At 28.9% G+C, this 26,078-nt stretch carries 31 protein-coding genes and 1 other annotated feature; of the genes, 2 read left to right on the top strand and 29 right to left on the bottom strand.

The window, feature by feature from the left end:
- Positions 1-5: 5 nt before the first annotated feature.
- From L872_RS0101640 to L872_RS04555, 6 genes are all read right to left on the bottom strand, one after another.
- Entirely contained in the window at positions 6-1,007 is a 1,002-nt protein-coding gene (locus tag L872_RS0101640) for an NAD(P)H-dependent glycerol-3-phosphate dehydrogenase (RefSeq protein WP_027063143.1), read from the bottom strand.
- Between the two features lie 3 nt (positions 1,008-1,010).
- A complete protein-coding gene (gene der / locus L872_RS0101635; protein ID WP_027063142.1) occupies positions 1,011-2,321 on the bottom strand; it encodes a ribosome biogenesis GTPase Der in 1,311 nt (436 codons plus the stop codon).
- 1 nt (position 2,322) lies between these two features.
- Positions 2,323-2,991 (bottom strand): (d)CMP kinase, encoded by a 669-nt coding sequence (gene cmk, locus L872_RS0101630; RefSeq protein WP_027063141.1) that lies wholly within the window; start codon positions 2,989-2,991, stop codon positions 2,323-2,325.
- 27 nt (positions 2,992-3,018) lie between these two features.
- Complete coding sequence (locus tag L872_RS0101625; RefSeq protein ID WP_027063140.1) at positions 3,019-3,705, bottom strand: DnaB-like helicase N-terminal domain-containing protein; 687 nt, start codon at positions 3,703-3,705, stop codon at positions 3,019-3,021.
- A 93-nt stretch (positions 3,706-3,798) separates the two neighbouring features.
- A complete protein-coding gene (locus L872_RS0101620; RefSeq protein WP_027063139.1) occupies positions 3,799-4,686 on the bottom strand; it encodes an ECF transporter S component in 888 nt (295 codons plus the stop codon).
- Positions 4,687-4,764: 78 nt separating this feature from the next.
- On the bottom strand, positions 4,765-5,472 hold the full coding sequence (locus L872_RS04555; RefSeq protein WP_036268838.1) for an ECF transporter S component: 708 nt from the start codon (positions 5,470-5,472) through the stop codon (positions 4,765-4,767).
- A 91-nt stretch (positions 5,473-5,563) separates the two neighbouring features.
- On the opposite strand from L872_RS04555, the gene L872_RS0101610 reads away from it, so the two are divergent.
- A complete protein-coding gene (locus tag L872_RS0101610) occupies positions 5,564-6,130 on the top strand; it encodes an inorganic diphosphatase (protein ID WP_027063138.1) in 567 nt (188 codons plus the stop codon).
- Positions 6,131-6,158: 28 nt separating this feature from the next.
- Here the strand turns inward: L872_RS0101610 and L872_RS0101605 are convergent, their stop codons facing one another.
- The 19 genes from L872_RS0101605 to L872_RS05150 form a co-directional block, all read right to left on the bottom strand.
- A complete protein-coding gene (locus tag L872_RS0101605) occupies positions 6,159-6,977 on the bottom strand; it encodes a hypothetical protein (protein ID WP_027063137.1) in 819 nt (272 codons plus the stop codon).
- Between the two features lie 66 nt (positions 6,978-7,043).
- Complete coding sequence (locus L872_RS0101600; RefSeq protein WP_027063136.1) at positions 7,044-7,757, bottom strand: YebC/PmpR family DNA-binding transcriptional regulator; 714 nt, start codon at positions 7,755-7,757, stop codon at positions 7,044-7,046.
- A gap of 80 nt (positions 7,758-7,837) precedes the next feature.
- On the bottom strand, positions 7,838-8,464 hold the full coding sequence (locus L872_RS0101595) for a deoxynucleoside kinase (RefSeq protein ID WP_027063135.1): 627 nt from the start codon (positions 8,462-8,464) through the stop codon (positions 7,838-7,840).
- 30 nt (positions 8,465-8,494) lie between these two features.
- Positions 8,495-9,250 (bottom strand): pseudouridine synthase, encoded by a 756-nt coding sequence (locus L872_RS0101590; protein ID WP_036268837.1) that lies wholly within the window; start codon positions 9,248-9,250, stop codon positions 8,495-8,497.
- Positions 9,250-9,900: an SMC-Scp complex subunit ScpB gene (gene scpB / locus L872_RS0101585; protein ID WP_027063133.1), complete on the bottom strand. Its 651-nt coding sequence runs from the start codon at positions 9,898-9,900 to the stop codon at positions 9,250-9,252. The genes L872_RS0101590 and scpB overlap by 1 nt, the downstream gene beginning before the upstream one ends.
- Complete coding sequence (locus L872_RS0101580) at positions 9,893-10,714, bottom strand: segregation/condensation protein A (protein ID WP_027063132.1); 822 nt, start codon at positions 10,712-10,714, stop codon at positions 9,893-9,895. Before L872_RS0101580 ends, scpB begins: the two co-directional genes overlap by 8 nt.
- Before the next feature lie 58 nt (positions 10,715-10,772).
- A complete protein-coding gene (locus L872_RS0101575) occupies positions 10,773-11,612 on the bottom strand; it encodes a hypothetical protein (protein WP_027063131.1) in 840 nt (279 codons plus the stop codon).
- Between the two features lie 75 nt (positions 11,613-11,687).
- The gene (locus tag L872_RS0101570; protein ID WP_027063130.1) at positions 11,688-11,969 is read right to left on the bottom strand and encodes a hypothetical protein; all 282 of its coding nucleotides are present in this window, start codon (positions 11,967-11,969) and stop codon (positions 11,688-11,690) included.
- A 52-nt stretch (positions 11,970-12,021) separates the two neighbouring features.
- Entirely contained in the window at positions 12,022-12,618 is a 597-nt protein-coding gene (locus L872_RS0101565; protein ID WP_027063129.1) for a hypothetical protein, read from the bottom strand.
- 11 nt (positions 12,619-12,629) lie between these two features.
- Positions 12,630-14,129, bottom strand: a complete 1,500-nt coding sequence (locus L872_RS0101560) for an MFS cation transporter (protein ID WP_027063128.1) — start codon at positions 14,127-14,129, stop codon at positions 12,630-12,632.
- Positions 14,130-14,146: 17 nt separating this feature from the next.
- On the bottom strand, positions 14,147-15,808 hold the full coding sequence (gene argS, locus L872_RS0101555; protein ID WP_027063127.1) for an arginine--tRNA ligase: 1,662 nt from the start codon (positions 15,806-15,808) through the stop codon (positions 14,147-14,149).
- 83 nt (positions 15,809-15,891) lie between these two features.
- Positions 15,892-17,106, bottom strand: a complete 1,215-nt coding sequence (locus L872_RS0101550) for a hypothetical protein (protein ID WP_027063126.1) — start codon at positions 17,104-17,106, stop codon at positions 15,892-15,894.
- A gap of 26 nt (positions 17,107-17,132) precedes the next feature.
- Positions 17,133-17,678, bottom strand: a complete 546-nt coding sequence (gene frr / locus L872_RS0101545) for a ribosome recycling factor (protein WP_027063125.1) — start codon at positions 17,676-17,678, stop codon at positions 17,133-17,135.
- A 31-nt stretch (positions 17,679-17,709) separates the two neighbouring features.
- Positions 17,710-18,423, bottom strand: coding sequence for a UMP kinase (gene pyrH, locus L872_RS0101540; RefSeq protein WP_027063124.1), 714 nt, complete (start codon positions 18,421-18,423; stop codon positions 17,710-17,712).
- A 105-nt stretch (positions 18,424-18,528) separates the two neighbouring features.
- Positions 18,529-19,239 carry a hypothetical protein gene (locus L872_RS0101535; RefSeq protein ID WP_027063123.1) on the bottom strand — a complete coding sequence of 237 codons (711 nt, stop codon included), beginning with the start codon at positions 19,237-19,239 and terminating at the stop codon, positions 18,529-18,531.
- Between the two features lies 1 nt (position 19,240).
- A complete protein-coding gene (gene tsf, locus L872_RS0101530; RefSeq protein ID WP_027063122.1) occupies positions 19,241-20,137 on the bottom strand; it encodes a translation elongation factor Ts in 897 nt (298 codons plus the stop codon).
- Between the two features lie 32 nt (positions 20,138-20,169).
- Entirely contained in the window at positions 20,170-20,982 is an 813-nt protein-coding gene (gene rpsB, locus L872_RS04550; RefSeq protein WP_036268835.1) for a 30S ribosomal protein S2, read from the bottom strand.
- A gap of 261 nt (positions 20,983-21,243) precedes the next feature.
- Positions 21,244-22,599, bottom strand: coding sequence for a M20 family metallopeptidase (locus L872_RS0101520; RefSeq protein ID WP_027063121.1), 1,356 nt, complete (start codon positions 22,597-22,599; stop codon positions 21,244-21,246).
- Positions 22,600-22,672: 73 nt separating this feature from the next.
- A complete protein-coding gene (locus L872_RS05150) occupies positions 22,673-23,596 on the bottom strand; it encodes a DnaJ domain-containing protein (protein WP_211227355.1) in 924 nt (307 codons plus the stop codon).
- A 115-nt stretch (positions 23,597-23,711) separates the two neighbouring features.
- Between L872_RS05150 and L872_RS0101510 the strand changes: the two genes are divergently transcribed.
- Positions 23,712-24,581, top strand: a complete 870-nt coding sequence (locus tag L872_RS0101510) for an HAD-IIB family hydrolase (RefSeq protein ID WP_027063119.1) — start codon at positions 23,712-23,714, stop codon at positions 24,579-24,581.
- A 32-nt stretch (positions 24,582-24,613) separates the two neighbouring features.
- On the opposite strand, the gene rpmA is transcribed toward L872_RS0101510, so the two are convergent.
- The 4 genes from rpmA to L872_RS0101490 all read right to left on the bottom strand — a co-directional run bounded on the left by rpmA (position 24,614) and on the right by L872_RS0101490 (position 26,054).
- Positions 24,614-24,904: a 50S ribosomal protein L27 gene (gene rpmA, locus L872_RS0101505; protein WP_026389671.1), complete on the bottom strand. Its 291-nt coding sequence runs from the start codon at positions 24,902-24,904 to the stop codon at positions 24,614-24,616.
- A 2-nt stretch (positions 24,905-24,906) separates the two neighbouring features.
- Positions 24,907-25,221, bottom strand: a complete 315-nt coding sequence (locus L872_RS0101500; RefSeq protein ID WP_027063118.1) for a ribosomal-processing cysteine protease Prp — start codon at positions 25,219-25,221, stop codon at positions 24,907-24,909.
- 5 nt (positions 25,222-25,226) lie between these two features.
- Positions 25,227-25,553 (bottom strand): 50S ribosomal protein L21, encoded by a 327-nt coding sequence (gene rplU / locus L872_RS0101495; protein ID WP_027063117.1) that lies wholly within the window; start codon positions 25,551-25,553, stop codon positions 25,227-25,229.
- A gap of 8 nt (positions 25,554-25,561) precedes the next feature.
- Positions 25,562-25,640 (bottom strand) — a sequence feature (ribosomal protein L21 leader region).
- Between the two features lie 81 nt (positions 25,641-25,721).
- Entirely contained in the window at positions 25,722-26,054 is a 333-nt protein-coding gene (locus L872_RS0101490) for a hypothetical protein (protein WP_027063116.1), read from the bottom strand.
- Between the last annotated feature and the right edge of the window lie 24 nt (positions 26,055-26,078).

Raw genomic sequence — 26,078 nt, 5'->3', positions numbered from 1 at the left:
TTTATTTAAACCATATTCACATTTTTAAAAACATTATTTATCAGTGATATTGGCCTACTATTATTATATATAATTTCATATATAATTTCGAAAAGCGAACTGTTTATTTTCATTTTTCTACAGATTTTATAAGCAATTTCTGCCGATGCTACTCCTTCAACAGTATATTTAGTCTTTGCCAAAGCAGATTTAGCATCACCTTCTTCAACAATTGCTACTCCTAGTCTAAAATTACGAGATTTAACTGATGAAGCTGTTAAAATTAAGTCTCCCAATCCAGCATAATTTAGGAAAGTTTCAACCTTTGCTCCAAATTCTTTTGCAATAGTATAAATCTCATTTAATCCCAAAGTAATCAATGATGCTTGAGCATTATCACCAGCTTTAAAACCACTAAAAATTCCCGCAGCAATTGCCACAGTATTCTTTAAAGCTGCACCAATTTCACATCCAGCAATATCATCTCAAGGATATACAAAAAAGTACTCATTTGTAAAGATTTTAGTCATTTCTTCAGCAACTTCAAATTGATCAGCTACCAACATTAATGCTGTTGGTTTCCTTTCAACGACTTCAATCGCTACACTTGGTCCATATAGTGCTGTATAGTGCTTCATTAAGCCTGTACCAGCAAATTCTTGCTTAACAACATCAGATAACAACCCTAACTCTTTATCATCAAGACCTTTTGCAGTGTTAACAATAATCATTTCATTTTTACCATATTTTTTAATATCTTGAATTACACTTCTAATTGCAAAAGAAGGTACTCCCAAAATCAAAATTTCAGTATTTTCTAATGCTGCTACTAAATCAGTTGTTGCCTTAACTTTTGAATTAATTTTTACATCTTTAAAAAAGAACGAATTTTCATGATTAATATTAATATCATTGACTTGATTTTCTTCAATACCATACATTAAAACATTATGACCATTATCAGCCAAAACATTTGCCAATGCTGTTCCATATGCCCCAGTTCCAATAATTGTAATATTTTTGTTCATAAATTATTTCCTTTCTCTAAATAGTAGTGTAATTGGTACACCATCAAATCCAAATTGTAATCTAATTTGATTTTCCAAAAAACGCTTATACGAAAAGTGAACGTAGCTAGGATTATTTACGAACATTACAAATGTTGGTAAATAAGCTTCTACTTGCGAACCATAATAAATTTTTAATCTTCCACCATTATGATTAGGTGCGGGATTAATTAATTGTGCCCGGTTTAATACCTCGTTAAATACTGATGTTTTAATTTTTCTGTTTAAAGCCTCTTTAACTTCTTCTACAGCTTCAAAGATTTTTCCAATACGAGTTTTATCATGAGCAGATACAAAAATAATTTTAGCATATTGTAAATATTTAAAATAAGCTCTAATTTCGTCTTCTTTTTTCAATATTTGCTTTTCTTTATCTTTAACTAAATCTCACTTATTAGCAATGATAATAATTGGTTTCCGCTCTTCATACGCTAGTCCACCAATATTGGTATCCTGATCAGTGATTTTGACTGATGAATCAATCATTAGCAAAACAATATCAGCACTATTGATTGTTGTTAGTGAACGTAAATAACTGTATTTTTCGATTGTTTCAAAAACCTTACTTTTACGACGAATTCCAGCAGTATCAATTAAAGTATATTTTTTCCCATTAACTTGTAAATTTGAATCAACTGCATCTAAAGTCGTTCCAGCAATTTCTGAAACAATCATTCGGTCTTCACCAACTAAAGAATTAACTAACGAAGACTTTCCAACATTTGGTTTCCCAATAATTGCCATTCTTGTACGATCATCTTTTGCAGCGTCTTCAATTTTTGGCATTTCAGAAATCATTTTATCTAATAAATCTCCAACTCCAATTCCATGCGTTGATGAAATCATAATTGGTTCTCCCAATCCAATAGACATGTATTCATATGCATCTGTTGACAAACCTTTTTTATCATATTTATTAACTGCCACAATAACAGGTTTTTTAGTTTTGTACAAAATTCTTGCAATGACTTTATCTTCATCAGTTAAACCATCTTGGTGGTTCAACAAAAATACAATAACATCTGCTTCTGTCATAGCAATTTCTGCTTGAACTTTAATTTCTTTTGCAAATGGTTGATCTTCAAGAGTAATTCCTCCAGTATCAATTACAATAAATTGACGAGTTAATCACTCAGCATTTCCATAAATACGATCACGAGTAACTCCAGGAATATCTTCAACTATTGATTTTTTTTCACGAATAATTCTATTAAATAATGAAGATTTTCCAACATTTGGTCTTCCAACAATAGCGACAATTCCTTTTTTTCTCATATTAACTTAATTCCATTTCTCTTATTTTTTTAACAACCATATCAACAACTTCATTAATGGTCAAATTTGAGTTATCAATATATCAAGCATCTTCTGTAATAACTAAGGGACCAACTTCACGATTTTTATCAGTTGTATCTCTTTTAATAATTGCTTGTTTGATACCTTCCAAACTTTCATCAGTAATTCCTAATAAAAGATTTTGTTCATAACGACGTTTAGCTCGAACTTCAATCGAAGAATCCAAATAGATTTTTAAATCAGCATTAGTTAACACAACTGACGTAATGTCTCTTCCGACCTCAATAAACCCTCCACCTAAAACCATTTCGCGCTGAGCTTCAACCATTTTTTTTCTAACTTCAGGAACAACGGTAATAAAATTGATATATTTTACAATATCATTATCTCTCAAACGATCACCAATTTCTTCACCATTTAAATAAGGTTTACCATTTTTAACTTGATAATCAAATTTATTTATTAATTCTATAATTTCTGATGTTGAGTGAAAATTAATTTTTTCATTAATTGCTAGCAAAGTAAAAGCTCGATACATTAAACCAGTATCAATCAATTCATAGTTAACAATCTCCGCTACTCGTTTGAAGGTTTCAGTTTTTCCAGATCCTGAAGTTCCATCAACTGCAACAATAATTTTTTTACTCATAATAAACCTTTCTTTTCATTTTTACTTTTAAACAAATATTGGAATAATAATTGCCAATGCCATTGTAATCACCAATATTGATGCGGTGACTATATATCATTTAGTTTTGATTTTATAATTTTCACTCTTTTTTAAAATATCTCGAATACTTTTATAAACTGTATCTCGCCCCTTTAAAAAAACTTGTGAGGCTGGATTAGCTCCAATTTTTTCTGTAATTCCTTTAAACTCTTTTTCTCTAACATTTATAAGCGCAATTTTTTTACCGCGATTAAATTCTTCTTGCTTTTTATTTTTTTGATTTTGTTCAAGTTGAATATTACGAATGTTTTCATAAATAATTCGATTTTCATCAATATAAAAATCATCTTCGGCAATTAATTGTGATTTGCTAATTTTACTATTATCTAAATTTGTTTTATTAACTGAATTTAAAATAATTTTGCTATACTGATTTTTAATATTAGAAATAATTTCTGGATTGATAATATACTTTGATTTATCTTTTCCCAAATAAAATTTTCCAATATCAAATTCAACCTTTAATTCATCGTATATCTTTGAAAAGTATTTAGCATCAACCATATTCAAAGTAGTTAAAACTGATGAAACATAGCTATCCATATCATTGTAGTTTTTTAAATTTTCAATTTCGCGATTTGTATTAGCGATTAAAGTAGCATTACGTTCTTTTCTTGAAATAAATTCACCCATTGTAACACCCCACAATATACATTTTATTTTATAACATTTACAGCAAGAAAAAAACTAAAACCTATATATTTAAAAGGTTTTAGTTTGAAAACTTTATTTATAACGGTGATTAATAATTCGCATTCTACCTTCTATCAACACAAACAGTACAAAAGCAATTCCATAACGTAAAATATTTCATCCAAAAATTGCAAAAACTATTCCTCAATTAACTCCTGTAATTGATTCTAACATTCCTTGATGGTCATGGTCATGATCGTGATCGTGGTCATGACCACGAGTACTTGGCAATAATGGTGAATTAGGTGAAACTTTACTTTGAATATACAATGCTAGAATAAAACTGATTGTTGCGATAACTGCTACAAGCACAATAATAAATGGCATTGGCATTCATCTTTTAGTTTCATAAACTTTTTTGTTCTCATCACGATGAATTGGTGAATTTTGAAAAATAATGTAAAAAATTAATCAAACAACTCAAACAATTAAAACATTTTGAAACATGTCAAGCATTGGTTGAATTCAACCATGATGCATTCCGTGAATTAGATTGTGCATTACGGGTTGAACTGCTCCTAATACCGAACTAAATAATGGTCCTAATGTCGCAATCGAAGCCACAACTAATACAATATCTAAAAAGCGTGTTTGAATAAATACTTGGTCTCCTACAGGCAAAGATAATGTTTCTAATAAAATGTCAAGTAAACTGACAACAACTGATAATGCTAAAAATACGGCTGTTAACGAAATTTTGAAAGTTAGATTTTTTTTAGAAAACTTGAAATGGTGCGAAGGCTTAAATTCATCTTCGACATAATCATCATGATTCCCAAATTCATCGAAGTGATGAATTCCATGATAATGATCTTTTTCGCGGTGTTTAAGTTTTTCTAACTCATCTCCACTTAAAAGTCGTTTATCCAAATCACTTTTCAAATGTTCCAAAACTTCTTTGGGGTTTTTATTTTTTTTCATATTAATTTTTCCTTTGCTATTTATAAAAATTATAAATAAGAAAAACAAAAAGTAAAGACTTATTTATAATTTTTATAATTAAATTTTATAAATAGTTATTAAAGTCACCACAACTTTATAAGTTAATAAATACAAAACTAAGTTAATAATAAATTTTACAAACGTCAATGAAACAATGATTGGATAAAATCCTGCCTTAGCACTTTTATCAATTCCATACAATTCTAGGATAAAAGCATAATTGATTAATAATCCTATTGCTGCTGCAAACAATGCAGAGACAATTCCTATTATTATTGTCAAGACTAAGACCTTTTTTTGATTTCCTTTAAGATCATTTGAAAATCGAGCAATCAAAAATTTACAAATAAATAATAAACACGCAAAAATTAGTAAATAACTTCCATCCACTAATGTCATCGCAATTAATCCCACTGGCTCTGAGCCAAGGGCTAAACGAATTCAAATAGCTGCTTGTAAAATTAACATTGCATAAAATAAGTTTGACATTAGCAAAATAATCAGAATTACAAAAAATGAAAGTTCAATTACAAAAAAACCTGAAACAGGAATTAATCCCATAACAAATTTTGAAAAGATTGTCATCAGTATTTCTAGTGCTAACAACAACGATAGATATGTAACTTTTTTTGTTGATAAACTAAAGTACTCTTTAATCCTAATTTGGAAATTGCGACGATTTATTTCGGCAAAATCCGCTTTATGTTTTCAAAATTTATATTGTGAAGTTTTGGTTACTACATCATTATCTTGAATTTTATTCATTATCTCGCCCTTCTTTATAATAGTAATAAAGTGATTATATCAAATACTTATTTTTTATTGTAAAATATTAAATGAATGAAAGAGGTAAAATATGTCAAAAAATAATGTTATTGATATGATTGTTGAAATTCCTAAAGGATCTTCAAACAAATATGAAGTTGATGGAATTACAGGAAGAATTAAATTAGACCGTGTATTATATGGTGCTAATTTCTATCCTGGAGAATACGGAATGGTCGAAAATACTCTAGATTGAGATGGAGATCCATTGGATGTAATTTCATTATGTACTTATCCTACCTTACCAGGAGTACAAGTAAGTGTAAGAATTTTGGGATCAATTAAAATGATTGATGCTGGTGAAATTGATACAAAGCTTTTTGGAGTATTTAATGATGATCCAAGATTTGCTGAATATACTACACTTGAATCTGTGCCCCAACATTTAAAAGACGAAATCGAAAATTTCTTCTTACAATATAAAGCATTACAAAAAAAATCAGTTGTAATTAATGGTTGAGGAAGTTTAGAAGAAGCAATCGAAGAATTGCATGAATGTACTGAAAGATTTGAAACATATAAAGACCGTTTGGCAATTGATGGTGGACGTGAAGCTATCTTGGCTGAATGAAAAGCTCAAGGATTAGGACAAGCTTAAAAAAACGAACTAAAAAAGTTCGTTTTTTTTACATGTGAACAAACGGACCTAATCACTTACTTTGCTCTCAAAAATTTGCTGTTTTTATTAATGGTATAAATGGATATTTAATATCTTGGGCATAAGTTCTTGCAGCAATAAAATCTTTATAAAAGTCATTCATAACAGTTCTTACTAATCCAATAATTTCATTGTTATACTCATGTTCAATTATTTCTTTATATCGATAAGCAACTAAAAAATTAACAATCAAAATAATTAACAAGCTAATGATTAAAAACCCAACAAATTTAGTATTTCATAACCATACTATAGCTTTAAAAAATCAGCCTCTTTCAATTTCACTTGTATAAGTTGCATGTTGGCTAACTCCAATAAAAAAAGTAGTTGTCTGAAAAACATATAGCACCAAAATTGATCATATTAAAATCAATGGAAAAATAATTACAGTTAATTTGTAAATTAAAACTTTATTATCTTTTTGAGCTGCTTTAGCTGATAACCAAATACGGGCAATTAAATAATCTAATTCATATCCAACAGATTCAAAAATTTTCTTAGAAATAACAATTTGCTTTTTCTTTTTATTTAAGTTTTTAAAAATTTTAATATACTTATCAGTTTCAGTATAGATAATCTCATACTCACGAAGATTAAACATCGTTTTAAACTCTACTAATAATCTTTCGATATCTGAAGACTTTATGACATCATTATAAGTATTAATTCTTGGAACTTGATAATGATTATAATTTCTTGTTGTAATCAAGTAAACTAATAGCAACGAAAATAACGCAAATGAATCAACCACTCAAAGTACAATGTTTGCGTAAAATACAGTTCCCATAAATTCACTTCCCTTTCTTAGATTATAAATAAAAAACACCCATAATGGGCATTAATATTATTTATTTTATATTGCAGCATTGTGATAAACATTTTGAACATCTTCAAGTTCATCTAAACGATCTAATAAAATCTGTAATTGTTTCTGAGTTTCTTCATTATCAATTTCAACATATTCATCTACTGGAATCATTTTAGTTTCAGCAACTAGGTAGTCTTTTACTCCCATTTCATCTAAAGCTTTTTTAACAGCGTTAAAGGCTTTGAACGGTGCGTAAACTACGATTGCATTGTCTTGTTCTACAACATCATTTACATCAATATCATTCATCATCAAATTTTCTAAAGTTTCTTCTAAGTTAAATCCTTCAAAAGCAAAAACGGCTGCATCTTGAAATAGAAATGCTACCTTCCCTTCAGGATTTCCGTGGTTTTTGTTAAACACTTCACGAATATTTGCTGCTGCACGATTAACGTTACTTGTTAGCGCATCAACAATAATAGCTACATTACCTGGACCCATTCCTTCATAACGATTTGAAGTATATGATTCAGCATCGCCTCCTTCAGCACGTTTTAAAGCACGCTGAATAACGTCACTTGGAACTTGATTTGATTTTGCTTTATCAATCACTGCTCTTAATGCTAAATTAGAATTAGGATCAGTTCCTCCTGCTTTAGCAGCCATATAAATTTCTTTTGCTGCTCTACCATTGACTGCTGATTTTTTTGCTGCTGTCTTAGCCATAGACGCAGCTCTAACTTCGTGGGCTCTTCCCATAATATATCATCCTTTCAAAGTTAAAATATTTCTTGATAATTATAAAATAAAAAAGACCTTTATTATAGGTCTTAAAGTAATTATTTTTTTAATGATGGGTCAATTTCATAAATTTTATTCATGATTTTTTCCATTTTCTCATCCATATCGTCTGTTTCGGCATCTACAACAAAGAATGGGAAATCATATACATTTTGATCATAAAATTCATTATAATTTTTATTTAACAATTCTCAGTATTTTTTATCAACGTCTAGTTCAGATGAACGACCACGTTTTGCAATTCTTTCAATTGCTTTATCTGTTGAAACTTTAAGATAAATTACGATGTCAAATTTAACTCTTTCATCAGGAATTTTTAAGTTTTCTAAAACAACATTTTCATAAAAATCTTGATATGTTTTATAGTCAATATCATTGACATTTCCTAAATCATAATTCACTTTCATAAAAATTGGATCTTCTAAAATTGTTCTATCAAAAATAATATCTTTTAGTTGATGTGCTTGTTTTAACTGTTTAGATCTAGCAGCTAGCATATAAATTTGCATTTTAAATACTGTCGCTTTTAAATCTTTATAGTAATCATCAAAATATGGATTTTCTTCAATTGGTTCAGGAAATATTTCGTGATTCAAACGTTTACTAATTTCCTCTGATACTGATGATTTACCAGCCCCAACTGTTCCAAAAATTGCTATTCTCATTATGTTCTCTCCTTATTTAGTTATATATATTTATAAATCTTCTTTACGTTTTGTAGCATTGTAAATTCCATAAAATTGTTTAACTTCATGCGCTTTTAACTCACGAAACTCACCAACTTGTAAATCATCAATTTCCAAAAATTCAATTTTAGTTCTCATTAATTTAGCTAAATCAATTTCTGCTGCTGCTAACATTTTTTTAACGTGGTGTTTACGTCCTTCAGCAATTGTTAATTCAACAATTGAAATATTTTTTTCTTTATTATAGTTCGCCATTTTAGCTTCAATTGCTTTGGTAAAATAGTCATCATCAATTGTGACTCCTTTTAACAATTTATTAATTTGATGCTTGCTAACGCTTCCATGACACATCGCTTGATATGTCTTAAAAAACTCATAACGAGGGTGCATAACAAAATTGGCAAATTCTCCATCATTTGTCATAATTAGCAATCCTGAAACGTCATAGTCCAAACGCCCAACAGGATAAACTCTCGCTGGAATATCTTCAAAATATTCTGCAACTGTACGACGCCCTTTTGGATCGTCCATTGTTGTTAATACTAACCTTGGCTTATTGAATAAAAAGTAATATTTTTGATTATCAGTAACGATTTCTTGGCCATTAATTTCAATAACTGCATCAATTGGTGCTTTGTAACCCATTTCTGTAATTACTTGTCCATTAACCTTAACACGCCCTTGTTCAATTAATCTTTCTGCTGCTCTACGTGAAACTGCTCCGCGATTAGCAATAATTTTTTGTAATCGTTCTAATTTCGGCATTATTCGGCTCCTTGAAATTCATCAAAGTCATCGTCTTCTGAAATTTCATTAAAAAATGTCTTAGAATTATTTTCAGCCTCAGTTGTTTTTAAAACTTGCACATTTTCGGCAATAATTTCTTGCAGTTCTTCATCTCCAATTAATGGTAAAGTTTCTTTACCACCAGATAAGTTAAATAATTTAAAGAAATTTTCTGTAATTGAATATAAATTTGATCTCCCTAAGTCTTCTGATTTTCCAGTAACTCTAATCAAATTTCTTTGTCTTAATTTATATACTTGATAAGAAGAATCGGCTCCACGAATATGGTCAATTCCAGCTTTTGAAATTGGTCCTTTATAGGCAACGATTGATAAAACTTCAATACTTGATTTAGACAATTTAGACTGATCTTTAACTACTTCTAATTTTGCAAATCATTCATACAATGTTTCCTTAGTTTGTAATCTAAGTTTATTAGTTCCAAATCTTTGTATAGAAAAAGCTGATGATTCATCATTTTTATATTTTTCTTCAAGTTCATTAATTGCTGCCTTAATTTCAGAAGGTTTGTGATTTTCTAAAACTGTTTGTAAATCAAGCAAAGCAATTCCATCATCTCCATAAATAAATAAAAGACCTTCAATAATAGCTTTTAAATTGTTATTCATATCCCTCTACCTCAATTCTTTTGATTAATGATTCATCTTCTAAAACTGCCATAGTAAATGCAATTTCCAATTTGTCATCTTTTTGATTAACTTTAATAATTTGATGTCTTACTAAGTCTAAGACAGCTAAAAAAGTTGATATTAAATTTTTAATATTTAGCGTATTAACATCTAGCAATTCTTCTAATGCTCATTGTTTATGTTTATTAGTTTTCATTTTTTCTAAAATCATATCAGCAATTTCTTGAGGTGAAATAACTTCAGTTGTAATTGTTGAATACTCTTCTTCTAAAAGTTCAAAGTCATCATAATTTCTCATTTCTGATTCAGTCATAACTTTTTGAAAAATTCTTGAAAATGCTTCCATGTCCATATCTAATGGATCAACCATTAAATCAGCATCATCTTGTTTGATTTTAGAAACAAAGTTAATTTTTGATTTTGGTTTTGAAAATGTACGTAAATATTCTTCTTGCTTATTAGCAAAAAAATCAGTAACACTTCGAATTTGTTCATACTGAGTCAATTGTTCTAAAAATTCCTCATAAGAGTATTCTTCTTGATCATCAAATTCAACTTCTTTTGGTAACAACATTTTTGATTTTAATTCAATCAATTGTGCAGCCATTACTAAATACTCACTTGCAATTTCAATATCTAATTGTTGTTGCAAATTAATGTACTCAATATACTGATTTGATAATTCAATTAAGTTGACATCGACAATATTAATCTTCTTGTCTTTAACCATTGCTAATAAAATATCTAAAGGTCCACTAAACTCTCCGATATTAACTTCTTCTCAACGTCTCACGACATTCACCTCTTTTTTTCATAATATAATTTTAACTTAAAAATCGTCCTAAGAACCTTTACTTGGCAACTTTTTTATTTATTAGGCTATATATTTTATCATCAGTTTTAAAATCAGAAATAATTTCAAAAAGTGTTCTAGCCACTAAAATAAAAACTAACTCAATTTCGATTGCAATATTGTATTGAGAACCAGGATTTGTAAATGAATGCTCTAAATTATTTCTAAGCTTTCGAATATAGTGAAAAGCTGATGATTTATAGAGTTTTCGAATATAATCTATAAAACGTAACTCCGCTGCTTTATTTTTAAACAATGGAATTGATAGTTTTACAAAGTCGTTAATAAAACGATAATTAACATCATCATTAACTTTTTCTAAATCATAACGCTGAACTAAATAATGATTTATATATGTTAGTTTATCAAAAGTAGAATAAATTGTTTTAAAAATTTGATTTTGTAGATGGTATTCTGGTTCATTAATTCCAAAAAAAGTATTCCGAGAGTCATAAAGTTTCTCTTTTAAGCTTAAATTAATATAAAAGAACAATGATGCTTTAACTTCAGAGTAAATATAGAAGTTGAAAATGTTGAATTTGGTAAGTAATAAGGCAATGATTGTTTTAATTAGAAATAGGGTTTCATGAACTTGATTAATACTTAAAGTTTCGTCTCTCACTCGACTAATATCAAGATCCAAAACTCGACTAGTTTTTTTCAATTCAGAATTCATAGTAAATACTAAGGAATTATCATAAATAAGCGATTGATCAATGATTTTAATCATCACTTGAACAATTTCAGTAATTTTGTCGTCAATTTTATCAGTTTGTTTTAAATAGGTTGCTACTTTTTTTAACTTTTCAATATTTATTTTCAATTGTTCTTTATCCATGTTTTCTCCTTTCACCAACTTTATATAATTATAAAATAAAAAGTACCCTTAAAGGGTACTAAAGTATTTTAAAAATTATTTAACAATAATGTTAGTAATTTGTAATGCTAAAGGTTCTTTACCCAAAACACATCAAACAGCAGCAACGATAAATCCTACTAATGTTAAACATAGTAAAAATCAAATTAATCCATAAACAAGTCTGTTTAATTGTCCTCTTGTATCAGGTGTTCCTAATAACATTTGACCAACTAATGGTTTTTCTAACAATCATAAAACTAATGGTAAAATTCCAAAAGTAATTCCTGCTAAAAACCCATTTAATAATGTAGATAACGCTCTTTTAAGTATATTCATATATTCATTCTCCTTACAATATATAAATATACTTAAAAAAAAATTTAAAAAGTTATTTTTTCTTAAAATTTTTAATTATTTGAAATCCAACTAAATGTCATTTCAACATTGTTATAATTTCTCGAACAGCTTGCTCATAAAACTGTGCTGCTTTTATACCCGTCAAAATATTTGTCAATTGTTCTCCATGAATTACTAATTCAATTGAGTCTTCTAGCTCTTTAATTTTAGCAGTAGTTCAGTTTATCAAAAGTTCTGCATGCTCTATTTGTTCTTCACTAATAGCATTATTTTCAAAATCAATTGTTGCTTGATCTTTAAACATAATATTAGCCTCTAAATAAATGTTTAGTTCTCTAAACATCGTTGCTCTTAAAGATTTTTCAAAAACTTCATCTAAATTTTTAATTTCAGTTTGTTCTACTTCTAAGATTGCAAATAAATCTGATTGTCTGACAAACTCATGTTTGTTACATGCTGCAACAATTTTCACACTTTGAATAAACTTTTCAAATAATTCTGCGGAAATTTCAATATTTTCAGAAGTGACTAAAAACTTTAAAAAATCTCTACCTACTTTATCATTAATATTAGTTGTTGATAAATTCCCAAATTTATCAACCATTGCTTGAAACTCTTTTTTAAACATATTGCTCCTTTTTAGTTAATTGTCATTCTTGTTTTGATTTTATTAGCAATACTTCTTTTTTCAATGCTAACAAGCTTTGAGTGAATTTCTTCAACATTTACATACTCTACTAACATTTGGTTTATAGTGAAGGTTAAAAATGCTAAATACGCCAAAGCTAAGGCAAATATAATTGACGACATCAAAATAACTGCTCTTGTTAGTGTGACTAAGATTTCAGAAACATTTTCTATATTTGCTAATGCTTCTAAACTATTGTAGTTTTGGAACACTCCAACTCCTGAAATTCTACAAATACTTAAAATAATATTAGGAATAAAACTTCCCAAAATTGTTGATGCTCCGACAAGTCCTGTTACTGGAATCCTTTCAGTTCGATAGTTTCACATTATTGCTAAACCAAATCACATATAAAACAGTTCAAAAAAGATTAACCCTGCTACAAATGAGACAAACAGTAAAAAATAATAACTATGAATTAAAGTCATCAAAAACGCTAAAAACGCCAAAATAACTATTAGTCCAATTACACTTTGGCGATAACCAATTTTCTTTACTATTTTAAAATATCCTAAATATCCTAAAATTAATTGACCTCCAATAAAAAAGTCTTGATACTTTCTTACAAAGCTTAAAGCTACCTCAGCACTTGCACCACTATTCTTAACTTTAGCAACTATATAAAACTCATATATTGGTGATTGGATTAACCCATAAATTAACCCTAGAAATAGCGTACTTAACATTAAAAGAACTAGTATTTTACTATTGTATGGTTCCAGCTTATCTTTAACATCAAAATCAAAACTTTTGACAAAGCTTGACTTTTCCTTATTCATAAAACTTAAGCCAAACGCTACAATTAAAAATATTATACAAACAATTCCTGCTCCTAAATAATTAACAGTTTCATTGTTTCCCAATACCGAATGTTGAGAAACGTTTGTCAAATTAAAAATGTATGATCCAAAAAAAGTTCCAATTATTATTAGAAAAGCTGTTCTAAACGTTGCCTTTATTGGAAAAATTCGATAGTACTTTTGTTCATTGATATATAAAAAGTATAATGACTGAGATGCCAATGATATTCCAATCATTATTGATCCAACAATTAATAATCCCGAAACATCATTTAAGCTGCTATTTGCAATCAAGAACAAAATTATCGCAATAAAACTACTTAGCATTGAAGCTCATATTCAATAACGTCGATGTTTTACTATACCAGTAAGTCATGTTGCTAAAGGTTTGAATAACATAGTAAAAATAGCAGAAACTCCAAAAAGAGATAATGCTATTGCTACTGGATTAGAATAAGCATTGGTAATGCCGAATCTTAAAATTCCTAACTTTACCAAAAAGCTATTTACAGTTCATACTAAAATTGTTTCGATAAAAAAATATAATCATTTTTTTGATTCATTTTCTCTTTTTCAAATAAACCAAACTGCCGCAAAACTTAAAATTATAAGAATTGGATTCAAAATGAATAAGTCTCAATTTTTAAGCATAAGTTTCCTTTCAATAATTACATTTTTTCTAATACTTCAATCCCAATTAAGTTAAAGGCGTTAGTTAAAACTTGTAAAACAGCAATCACTAAGCCTAAACGAGCTTTTGATAAAGGAAGATTACTTTCATCAATAATTTTTGTATCAGAATAATAAGAGTGGAATTGTTTTGCCACTGATTGAATGTATTCACAAATCATTTGTGGAGCACGATTTTTAGAAGCTGATCTAATAACTTCTCCAAAATTATCTAAAGTTACTATTAATTCTGCTTCTTTTGCTGTTACTAACAATTCAGAAATTTCAAAACTTGGACTAATTTGTTTTTCTTTTGCTTGTCTTAAAATTGAATTGCATCGTGCTGTTGCATATTGTGCGTAATAGATTGGATTTGAAGCATTTTTTTGTTGTACTAAATCCAAATCTAAATCCATATGTGAACTAGATGCCTTTGAGGCTAACATGTAACGTAAAGCATCTTTTCCAACCATTTCTTGAATGTCAACTAATCATACAGCAGTTCCCTTACGTTTCGACATTTTATATTCGACTCCGTCTTTAATTAAACGCACCATTTGAACCATTTCGATTTCTAAGATTTCTGGATCATGTCCTAACAAAGCTAAACCAGCACGCATACGTGGAATATATCCATGGTGGTCTCCTCCTCAAACGTTAATTAACTTGTCAGCTTTTGTTCTTTGAATACGAATATGGTGTGTTGCTAAGTCAGGAACGATATATGTATATGTTCCATCTGATTTAACTAATACACGGTCTTTGTCATCCCCAAAATCAGTTGTACGTAATCATACAGCATTATCTTTTTCATATGTTGCTCCTAATTTTTCATACAGCGCTAACATTCTATCAATTTCTTTTTCATCATACATTGCTTGTTCACTTGATCAGTGTTCAATAACCACACCAAAATCTTGTAACTGTTGTTTAATAAGAGTTAAGAAATGCTCAACTGATTTTTTTCTAAAGATTTGATGAACTTCATCATCATTGATCATAGTATCTGAAAAAGTAACGTCTCTAAACTTGTCTCCAAATTCATCTATTAAGTATCCTGCTACTTCATCATACATATCTCCACCATAAGAGTTTTCTGGTTTAACGGCATCAATTCCTAATAAATTTAAATAATGTACAAAAACTGTAACTGCTAAAACATTAATTTGATTACCAGCATCATTAATATAATATTCTGTTTGTACTTCATATCCATCTGCTTTAAAAATTTCTTCTAATGTTGAACCATTAACAGCATTACGTGCATGTCCTACATGTAAAAATCCTGTTGGGTTTGCAGATACATATTCGATGTTCATAATTTTGTTGCGTCGAGGTTGTTGACCATAATTATTTTTTTCTTCAGCAATTTTTTTAACTACTGAACTTAACAAATCTTTTTTCATTTTGACATTAATAAAACCAGGTCCAGCAATTTCGACCTCTTCATAATTATTTATATTCAGTAATTTTGTCTTAATAACTTCTGCTAGTTCCTTTGGATTTTTGCCCAATTTTTTAGCAGCCATTAATGCTAAAGTTGTTGCAAAATCGCTTTGAATTCCTGTTTTGTTGATTTCCACAATTGGTTCAGCTTCAATTCCTAGTTCCTTTGCAATTGATTCTAAATCTTCTTTAAAGATATTTATAATATTTTTCATTTTTTACCCCCGACATATTAAATATGTTTATCTTTATTTTAATATAAAAACATTGGTTTCCCAATGTTTTTATATTATATTGTCTAATAATTTACTATTTTATTTAATTTGTTAATTAATTCTGCTTGTCTTTGTGTTTCTCATGAAATTGTTGTTGCTTCAATAAAAATATAAAGAGTCATTGTTGCAAAAACTGTTACTAATAAAATATTTAAAATGAAATCAAATCATTCATTTAAAGTGCTACCATGTGGCAAGTTTATTAATAACTTTCCATTGACCCCTAAAATAAAATCTCAATTGAATTCACCATTTACTAGCATGTAATTTCCAACTTTTAAGGCAATAAATCCTGCAAGCATCATTACTAATGAAAATGCTAACATCACTCACATACGAGCAAATTCTTGCTTAGTCTTAATGAATTTAGCCAATAGCTTGAATTGAGCATCTTCTTTACTGTTTCTTGGCTCTAAAACAACAGTCTTAGTTTTTTCATCATAAAAGTTTCGCTCACTTTGTTGAATTGATAGAGTTGATTTGGCTCTTTTCATTCTAATAGTTGCAACTCCAGTTTTTGGTTCAAAATTTTCTGAGTGATACTTACATAACGGAACTTTACGTCATTTTGCTTTATAACAAATTTGTGTATTTCCACATTTGCTATTTACAACAATATTTTTTGCGTTTTGTTCTTCTAATAAAACATCAATTGTTTCAGATTCTTCAACTGCTTGTAAATCAACTTTTTTGCTAACTCAAAGACTAGTTGTTTCATCGAATTCTGAAACAAAGTTATTGTCTTTAGCATCAACAATTTGCCCAATTTTTGGAAGAGCTGTTTCAGAGACAAATTCTTTTGTTTCTTTTACTGGCATTGACAAAACTTTTGAACTATTTCTAACAGCTAAAGTTTGTTTAATTCTTCTTGTTCGGTTTACTCGATAAGCTTTATTTTTTTGAACAAGTGAAACAGGTAAATGTCCTTCATATTCATCTGCATTAATATATGCATTTGGTTGTGGATCAAATCTTATTTCAGCCTTTTTAATTTCTTTTTCAACTTTAACAGAAACTTTTTCTGACTCTTTTAAAATATCAGTAATTTCAGTGAAATATTCTTCGTCTTGTTTTTCTAGATCTTTAATATAAACGATAAACTCTGTACCTTCAGAATTTATTGCTAATAAAAATGGATCTGTTTCATTTGTATTATCTTCATGGTAAATTTCTCCCAACTTAATAATTGTTAGTTCTTCACCATTGTAAATAATTTTATCGTCAATCTGATACTTCATAAGTTTTTTTAAACTCCATTCATTTTCTATATTGTCATTAATTCTTTTTCTTTTGCCTTTGCAAGGTCATCAAGTTGTTTGATATATTTATCTGTTAATACTTGAATATCTTTTTCTAATCCTTTAACAAGGTCTTCAGAGATATCTTTATTTTTTTTAGCAGCATCAATACCATCGCGACGAGCATTTCGAATTCTTACTTTAAAAGTTTCCAATTCCTTTGTCATTTTTTTAACTAAGTCTTTACGAATATCTTCTGTTAATGCTGGAATATTAATACGAATTACTTCAGCATCAGCAATTGGATTAACTCCTAAATCTGCTTTATTAATTCCATTTAAAACTTCTGAAATTTGTGATCTATCATATGGTTTAATTAATAATTGTTGTGGTTCGGGAACTGAAATTTGTGATGTTTGAATAATCGGTGTTGGTGTTCCATAAAAGTTAACCATTACTTTATCTAACATTGCAACGCTAGCTCTTCCAGTTCTAATTTTAGTCATATAATCTTTTCAAGCCAAAACTGTATTTTGCATACTGTCTTCAGCAATTAATAGTATTTCGTCCATTTGTTGTTACCCCTTTTTTCTTATTAATATCTTATTCAATAATTGTTGAAACTAATTCTCCATGCATAACTTTGATAATATTATCTTCGCCTTGCATATCAAATACTTCAATTTTCAGATTTGCGTCACGAGCTAATGTCGCTGCTGTCAAATCCATTACTCGTAATTGTTTTTGTGCTAACTCCTCGTGAGTTAAATGAGTATATAATTTTGCATCAGGATTTGTTTTAGGATCTTTATCATAAACTCCAGCTACACCATTCTTAGCCATTAACACTACATCAGCGTCAATTTCAATTGCTCTAATTGTTGCGTTTGTATCAGTTGTGAAATAAGCAAATCCTGTTCCACCAACAAAAATTGCAATATATCCTTCACTCATTTTTGTTCGAGCAGTTTTGAAATTATAATCTTCTGTAACTGTCTTAATTGGTAATGATGAGTAAACTGATACCTTATCATATCCTAATTGTTTAATCGTTGACTCTAAAGCTAAACCATTCATAACTGTCGCTAACATTCCCATATAATCAGCATTAATTTGAGGCATATTGATATTTGAACCTAAGTTCCCTCGTCAAATGTTTCCTCCACCAATAACAATTCCTAATCTAACACCTTCTTGTGCTAATTTTACAATTTGTTTAGCAACTGTTTCTAAAGAATCTTTATCATAAATTTCGTTGTCCCCTTTTAAAGCTTCACCACTAAGTTTTAAAAGCGCCGTTTTATATTTTAAATTCATTACATACCTCTAATTTCTAAACACTATCTAATTTATTATACTAATTTAATAAGTAAAACTCCAACATATACCACAAAAATAAAAAAATAATACTTCAAGGAAGTACTATTTTTTATCTTTTGATTTTTGATTTTGTTTGTCTTCTAATTCTTTTTTTGCCAATACATTCATATTTTTAAAGTATTCGTCAGCATTCATAATTTCTATTGAATGACCTGTAGCTGAAACATTTTGAATGAATCATTGCCCCATAACTGAACTTTTTGAAAGTTTGAAACGTTTATTTGTTCTTATTCCTTGTAAATAATTGATATAAATTTTACCTTTATCATCAATAATTTTTGTAATTTTTGAATATGCTATTTTTTCTCCAATAAACAAGATTTTTTCATCGTCTAAAGCGATACCAAATTTATAAATTCCAAATCATAATAATACTGATGATCCCACAATCACTGCAAAACCAATTGCTATAATTGCTACAATCACTGCAAAAGCTACATTAGCTCCATTATCAATATTTGATCCACTGCCAAAAATTGTTTTAGCACTTGAAAATAAGATTATCGCTAAAATTCCTGAAAAAATTGCTATAACATTTGATATCGCAAACATAATAATAAAATTAACTCCATAAATTTTATGTTTTGATTCATTCTTTTTGAAATCATACAAATATTTTGCAAATGTCAAACTCAAAATTAATGAGACAACTATAATAATTACTCCTAAAATTAAAATTTGGATATTTGCCTCTCCATCTTTTCCTAGTTGGTTACTTCCATTAACTCATGTATTAGATAAGAATTGAATCATATTAGTTACCTGCTACTTGAGCTGCTACTTCACTTGCGAAATCAGTAACAACTTTTTCGATTCCTTCTCCAACTTCAAATCTAACCATTTCTTTTAATGAAACTTTTTTAGAGTTAATAAATTGTCCAACTTTATAACTTTCATCAACCACGAAAGCCTGATCTTCTAATGAAATTTCAGCCAAACGTTTTGATAATTTTCCATTTAAGATATTTTCAATAATATTTGCTGGTTTACCTTGTAATTTAGGATCTTCTTTTGCATTTTCTTGAATGATATGCATTTCAGATTCTTTGAAATCTGCGGGAATTTCGCTCATAGTTTTGTATTTTGGTGCCATCGCTGCAACGTGCATTGAAACGTTGTATGCATCAGTTGCATCAATATTCCCAGCAAATTCTAATAATACAGATACTCGTTTATTTGCATGGTTATATAAAGAAATTGTTGTATCAGGAGTTTTTTGAATTAACACAAATCTTCTTAATTCAATTTTTTCCCCAATTGTTGCTGTTGCGTTTACTAAAACTTCTTTGATTGATTCTCCAGTTGAAGTTTTAACTTCCAACGCTTCTTCTAAAGTTGTTGCTTTTGATGATAATAATGAAGTTGCTACTTCGTCAATGATTGCTAAGAATGCTGCGTTTTGGGCAACAAAATCAGTTTCTGAGTTAACTTCAATAATAACTGCCGCTGTATCATTTTGTTTTGCTAAAGTTACTCCTTCAGCTGCAATACGATCTGATTTTTTAGCTGCTTTAGCTAAACCATTTTCTCTTAATCAAACAATTGCATCTTCAACGCTATTATTTGAAGCTTCTAAAGCTTTTTTACAATCCATCATTCCTGCTTGAGTGATTTCACGTAATTCTTTAATTAATTTTGCATCTACTGCCATATATCTTTCCTCCTCTTATTATTTCTTAATAATTATTTTGCTTCTGTTGTTGCTGGGTTTGGTTTTGGAGCTGTATTTTTTGAAGCTCATGATGTATTTCTGTTTTCAGTATTATATTCTTTTTTTGGTGCAACAGTTTTTAATACTGAAGGTGCCATTTTAATTCCTGCTGCATCTGCATAAACATCAACTAAATGATTAATTAAAATGTTTACAGATTCTTGTAAATCATCGTTTGCTGGAATTACTAAGTCAACCATATCAGGATCAACGTTTGTATCACATAAAGCGATAACTGGAATTCCTAATTTTCTTGCTTCTTTAACAGCAATTTCATCAGTTTTTGGGTCAACTACAACTAATGCTGCAGGTAACTTATTCATTTGTTTAATTCCACCTAAAGTTTTTTCTAATTTAACTTTTTCTTTTAAAATTAAAATTTGTTCTTTTTTAGTTCTTAAAGCTAATTTACCATTTTTTTCTTCTTCTTCAATTTTTCATAAAGCTTTAATTCTTACTAAAATTGTTTTCAAGTTTGTTAGAGTTCCCCCTAATCATCTTTGGTTAACAAAAAAGTTCCCTGATCTTAAAGCTGCTTCTTTAACAGCATTTTTTGCTGAACGTTTAGTTCCAACAAATAAAATTTTGTCCCCTTTTTGTCCAATTGCAGTAATTAGATTTCTTGCTTCTTCTAATTGAAGCATTGTTTTTTGTAAATCAATAATGTGATTTTTATTTTTTGTTCCATAAATGTATGGTGCCATTTTTGGGTTTCAACGTTTAGTTTGGTGTCCGTATTGAACTCCCGCTTCTCATAACTCTTCTCTTGTTAGTTCTTTTGCCATATTGATGGTCTCCTTTTCTTTTATTTGTTATACTTCCAAATAATTCGAACATTAGCCACCTTTTTGATTAATAATTTAAGGCACTAGGCTAATGAATTCTTATTTGTGATTGACTACATTTTATAAACATATATCAACTTTATAAGTTTAACAAAAAAAGTCTTAAAATACAAAACTCAAACTAAGATAGTCAACAAAATATAAAGCTAATTAAAATCTTGTTTATTCAAATAAAAAAGCGATAATTCGCTTTTCTCAAAATTATTCAGTTAATAAAGTAATTGCTTTAGTATAAATTTCTAACATTTTTTTCAAATCATCAATTTTTACATATTCGTTATAGGCATGCATTGTTGATTTTTCAATATCAAATTCGGCCCCGAAAGCAACAATATTTGGCATTGATTTAGCGTATGTTCCTCCACCAATTGCTAGAGGTTGTGACACCATGTCTCCAGTTACTTCTTGATAAACTTTCATTAACTTTTTAATTAAATCAGAATCTTTTGGAACATAAACACTGTCTTCAATTCCAATAACATCAAGATTTAAATTATAATTGTCAGTTAAAAACTTAGTTAACTGAGGAATAAATTTTTCTTTTGGTTCAGTAAATACTGGAACACGATAATTAAATGCTAAACGTTGAATTCCATCTTTAATTTCAATAATTCCTAGATTTTGAGTCAAGTCTCCTGTTTCATCTGCAATTCCTTTAAAAATGCCTGATGCATGATAATTCATATGAACTTCTTTTGCTAGGAACTTAATAGTTGGATGATCAATGCCAACTTCAAACATTGCTTTTGCCAGTCAAGTAGCTGCGTTAACTCCAACTCATGGCAGACTTCCATGACCAGCAGCTCCTTGAACAACTAACTCTTGATTTTCATTTAATGACGTACGAATATCTTGGGCATTTAAATATTTTTGAATTTCAGAAATCTTTGGTCCTTTATAAGTTACTAAATCACAAATAACATTATAAGCAGAACCCCCTTTAATTTCAAAATCAGCTGGTAATGATGAAACAATATCGGCATCAACAATTCACTTTTCGGCATAAACTACTGGAAATTCTCCATCAGGAACATAACCTGCATCAGCAATTCCATAATCTTCGATATAGGCACGAATACTTTCTCATGTTGTTTCTTCAGTTAATCCAAAAATCATTCTAATTTTGTACTTCTCAGACTTAAATCCATGATCTTTTAAGTATTTTAAAGCATAAAGGTTCATCATTGTTGGACCTTTATCATCAAATGATCCACGCCCTATCAATTTACCATCTTGTTCAATTGGTGTAAAAGGGTCTGTTACTCATTCACTCATATTTCCCGGAGGAACAACATCTAAATGGCACAAAATTACAAATAGTTGTTCTCCATCTCCATAATCTAAAAACCCGTAACGATTTTGCTCATCTTGATGAGCTTCAAAACCTAACTCTCTAGCCAACTTAATTGTGTAATCTAAAACATCTTTTGTACCTTTACCAAATGGTGCATTTGGTAAAGCCTCAGTTTTAAATGAAGGAATTTGTAGTAACTTTTTTGTTTGTTCGTATGCTTCTGGAAAGTAATTTTCTAGTAACTTTTTATTATCAATTATCATAATTTTCTCCTTTTGATTTTGTTAAATATATTATATACCTTGATTAATTTATTATTAAACTAACTTAAAAAAATTATTTTAAGTTTCTAACTTTTAAAATTAAGTCATAAGCCTGATTAATTTTACTCATATATTCGTTTGCTTTTAAGTCAGGGTTTTTGTCAGGATGATATTCCATTGCCAATTTACGATAAGCTTTTTTAAGACTAGCATCATCAATACTACTATCAACTCCTAATACTTGATAAGCTAATTCAAACTGATCAAAGTTTTTCCCATAAGTATTCATATTTGGATTATCATTTGTAGATTGATCTGATTCTTTTAAATAGATAAACTCTTCTTCGTTAATTGAAAGATCTTCATAAAGTTTTTTAAGAATAACTCCCACTGCTTCTTCTAAAGCCAATTCAATACGATCTAAATTCTTTTTAATAATTTCCTGTTTGTTGTAGTTAATAGTAATGTTTTGGAATATTTCATTTAGTTCAACTACCATAATCTTATTAACAAAATTCTTAATAATTTGTTCTTTATAAGTATTCAAAAATACATTATAAAATTTTAATAAATAGTTAGCATTTTGATAATTATATTTTAATTTAGTTTTATCAAATCCTTTTAAAAGTTTAGTCGAACTTTTTTGAAAGTGTCTCAAAATTACGGATTGATGAGTTAACAAGTCTTCAACAACTTTATCAATTTTAGTTGATGATGCTCCTCTTTTTTTAAGCATCATTGCTTTACTTTCTTGGAAGTCACTTAAAAAAGGAAACTGGTCAAAAACTTCACTAAACTTGTAAGTATCAATCATCACAGTAGTTTTTGTGTTAAACAATCAAATTTTTTTATTATTTTCAAAGTAATTAATTTCAATAGTTGGTTCCTGTCTTTCAGCAAACCGAATTTTATTTTTTTTGATTAAAACAATTGTTCCAATCGCCAAGGCAATAAATGCTGTTAAAAAAATTCCAATAATAATGATGAAGTTTTCCATAGTTATACCCTTTTCCTTTTAGTTGTAATATAACATATATTTTAGTTCAAATATTTCTTAAAATGGGTCTATAAGAAGGTTTTATATTTTATAATTAATCTAAAAGAAGGTTTATATGAAAATAAGTAATAATAAAGTAAAGTTAATTGTCAGTGATTTAGATGGAACAATCTTACCCTTTGGAGCTAAATCGCTTAGTCACGAAACTCAAAAGTATCTTGCTGATTTAGCAAAACAAAAAATTTATTTTGTTTTAAATACGGGAAACTTACCGTTTATGGTGCAATGAGTTGTTGATTCAATTAGTCCGGTTGCTAACCACTATACAAAATATTTTTTAGGAAACAGCGGGACAATTATTTACAATTTTATGTCACAACAAGTAATTGTTGAAGGGGTTTTTAATAACACTATCGTTAAGAAAATAATTGCTGTCTTAAAAGGTGCCAAGGTTCATTTTAATGTTACAGATTCTAGTTTGACAACAATCTATTATTCTCATCAAAGCGATGCCGATATTTCAAATCAACATCGCAAAGATTCAAGTGATATTAATAATTACTGTTTGTTAACAGATGATGTTTTAATAACTTTAACATCACCTAAAATTGTTTTTAGAGCAAATAACCAAGACACTCAAGCATTTAATCAAATTATAGAGCAACTAAATGCTGAAGTTGGCAAAACTAATTTTCAAGCAATGTCGTGAATTGCTACAGGTGCTGATTTAGTTGTTCCAGGACATAATAAATTTACCGGAATTTTGAAATTGATAGATCTAATTAATCAAGAAAATAATACCAACATCACCCTAGATAATGTTTTATTTTTTGGAGATCAAAAAAATGATCTACCTGTGTTTGAAAATCATAAATATGCAATTGCCGTTGGTAATGCGATCCCTGAACTACAACGGCTTGCTTATGCAGTAACTGATAGTTGTGATGCTGATGGGGTTATAAACTTTTTAAAGACTTTGAAATAAAAAAAACTGACTACTGTCAGTTTTTTTAAAAACTATTTAGCTTCTTGTGCAATAACGATTGCTCTTGTACGGTTTTTTCCAAATTTTTCGTATTTAACGATACCTGAAACTAACGCAAATAGTGTATCATCTCCACCACGTCCAACATTTTGTCCTGGGTGAATTTTTGTACCTCTTTGTCTAAAGATAATTGATCCAGCATTAGCGAATTGACCGTCAGCTTTTTTAGCTCCTAAACGTTTTGATTCTGAATCTCTACCGTTTTTAGTTGATCCTACTCCCTTTTTAGAGGCGAAGAACTGTAATCCTAATAAGAAACGCATAATTAACGTACCTCCTTCAATTCTACATTTTTTGGATATTGAACAGCAATTGTATCTAACTGTATTTGTAACATTTTTAACATTGTTTGAAGTTCATCATTATTCAAGTTAACAACTTCAATAATTATTTTGTTCTCCAAAACTTGCATTTCAACATCTGTTTTGTGATTTATATCGAAAGCATTCATAGCCCCGCTAACAATTCCTGTAATGGCAGCACAAACTAAATCGTTACCATAATTACCAGCATTTGCATGACCTGAGATTTGAATTTTTTCAATTTTATTGTTTATGACTTTTAAATTAATTTTAACCATAAATGTTATTTGGCTGCTTCTGATTTTGCAGTTCCTACAGAAATGTTATCAATAACAACTTTTGTAAAAGGTTGTCTATGACCATACACTTTATTAACATTTTTCTTTGGGTGATATCTTACTACACGGATTTTTTTACCTTTACCATGTTTTACAATTGTACCAGTAACTGTAGCTCCTTTAACAAAAGGAGTTCCAAATTTACCATCTACCATTAATACTTCATCAAAGACAACTTTATCATTAGCTTCTCCACCAATTAATTCGATGTAGATTTCTTGTCCTGATTCCACTTTAATTTGTTTACCACCAGTTTTAATGATTGCGAACATATATATTTCCTCCAGTCTAGACTCGCCTTTGCATGTGAGAGTAAACTCTTCTTGAAAACATGCTTTTAAGAGCGGTTGAAACTTTATTTTTCAACATATATATAATACTATATTTTACTGGTCTATTTCAATATAAAACATCAAAAGTTTTGAGTTTTCAATTTTAAGCTAAATAAAGTCACAAAGTTCAGAAGTCTCGAACTCCGTAGGGCTTTGTTCTAAACTTTCTTGATGACTTTCAGTTTGATAATTATCAGTTAAATGAACAGTATCTAAATTTTTGAGTCTTGCAGTGTCATCTCAAGAACCACTAACTGAACCGACTTTGAAACTACCTTTATTTGGATGATTATTGATAACACTAATTCCCAGTAAGGTTCCTACAATTTCACTTACAACTAAAGTTGATGCACTAATAAGTTTTCCTAATCCTGCCAGGAAAGCTCCGCTGACTGCACCACCTTCAACTTCTTTCATTTCAATTTCAGACATTTTTTTCATTATTCCACCCCTAAAGGATTAGGA

It is taken from the genome of Mesoplasma seiffertii ATCC 49495 (genome assembly GCF_000518725.1).
Taxonomy (GTDB): domain Bacteria; phylum Bacillota_I; class Bacilli_A; order Mycoplasmatales; family Mycoplasmataceae; genus Tullyiplasma; species Tullyiplasma seiffertii.
The sequence above is the reverse complement of the archived record's forward strand: the minus strand, read 5'-3'. Positions and strand labels throughout refer to the sequence as shown.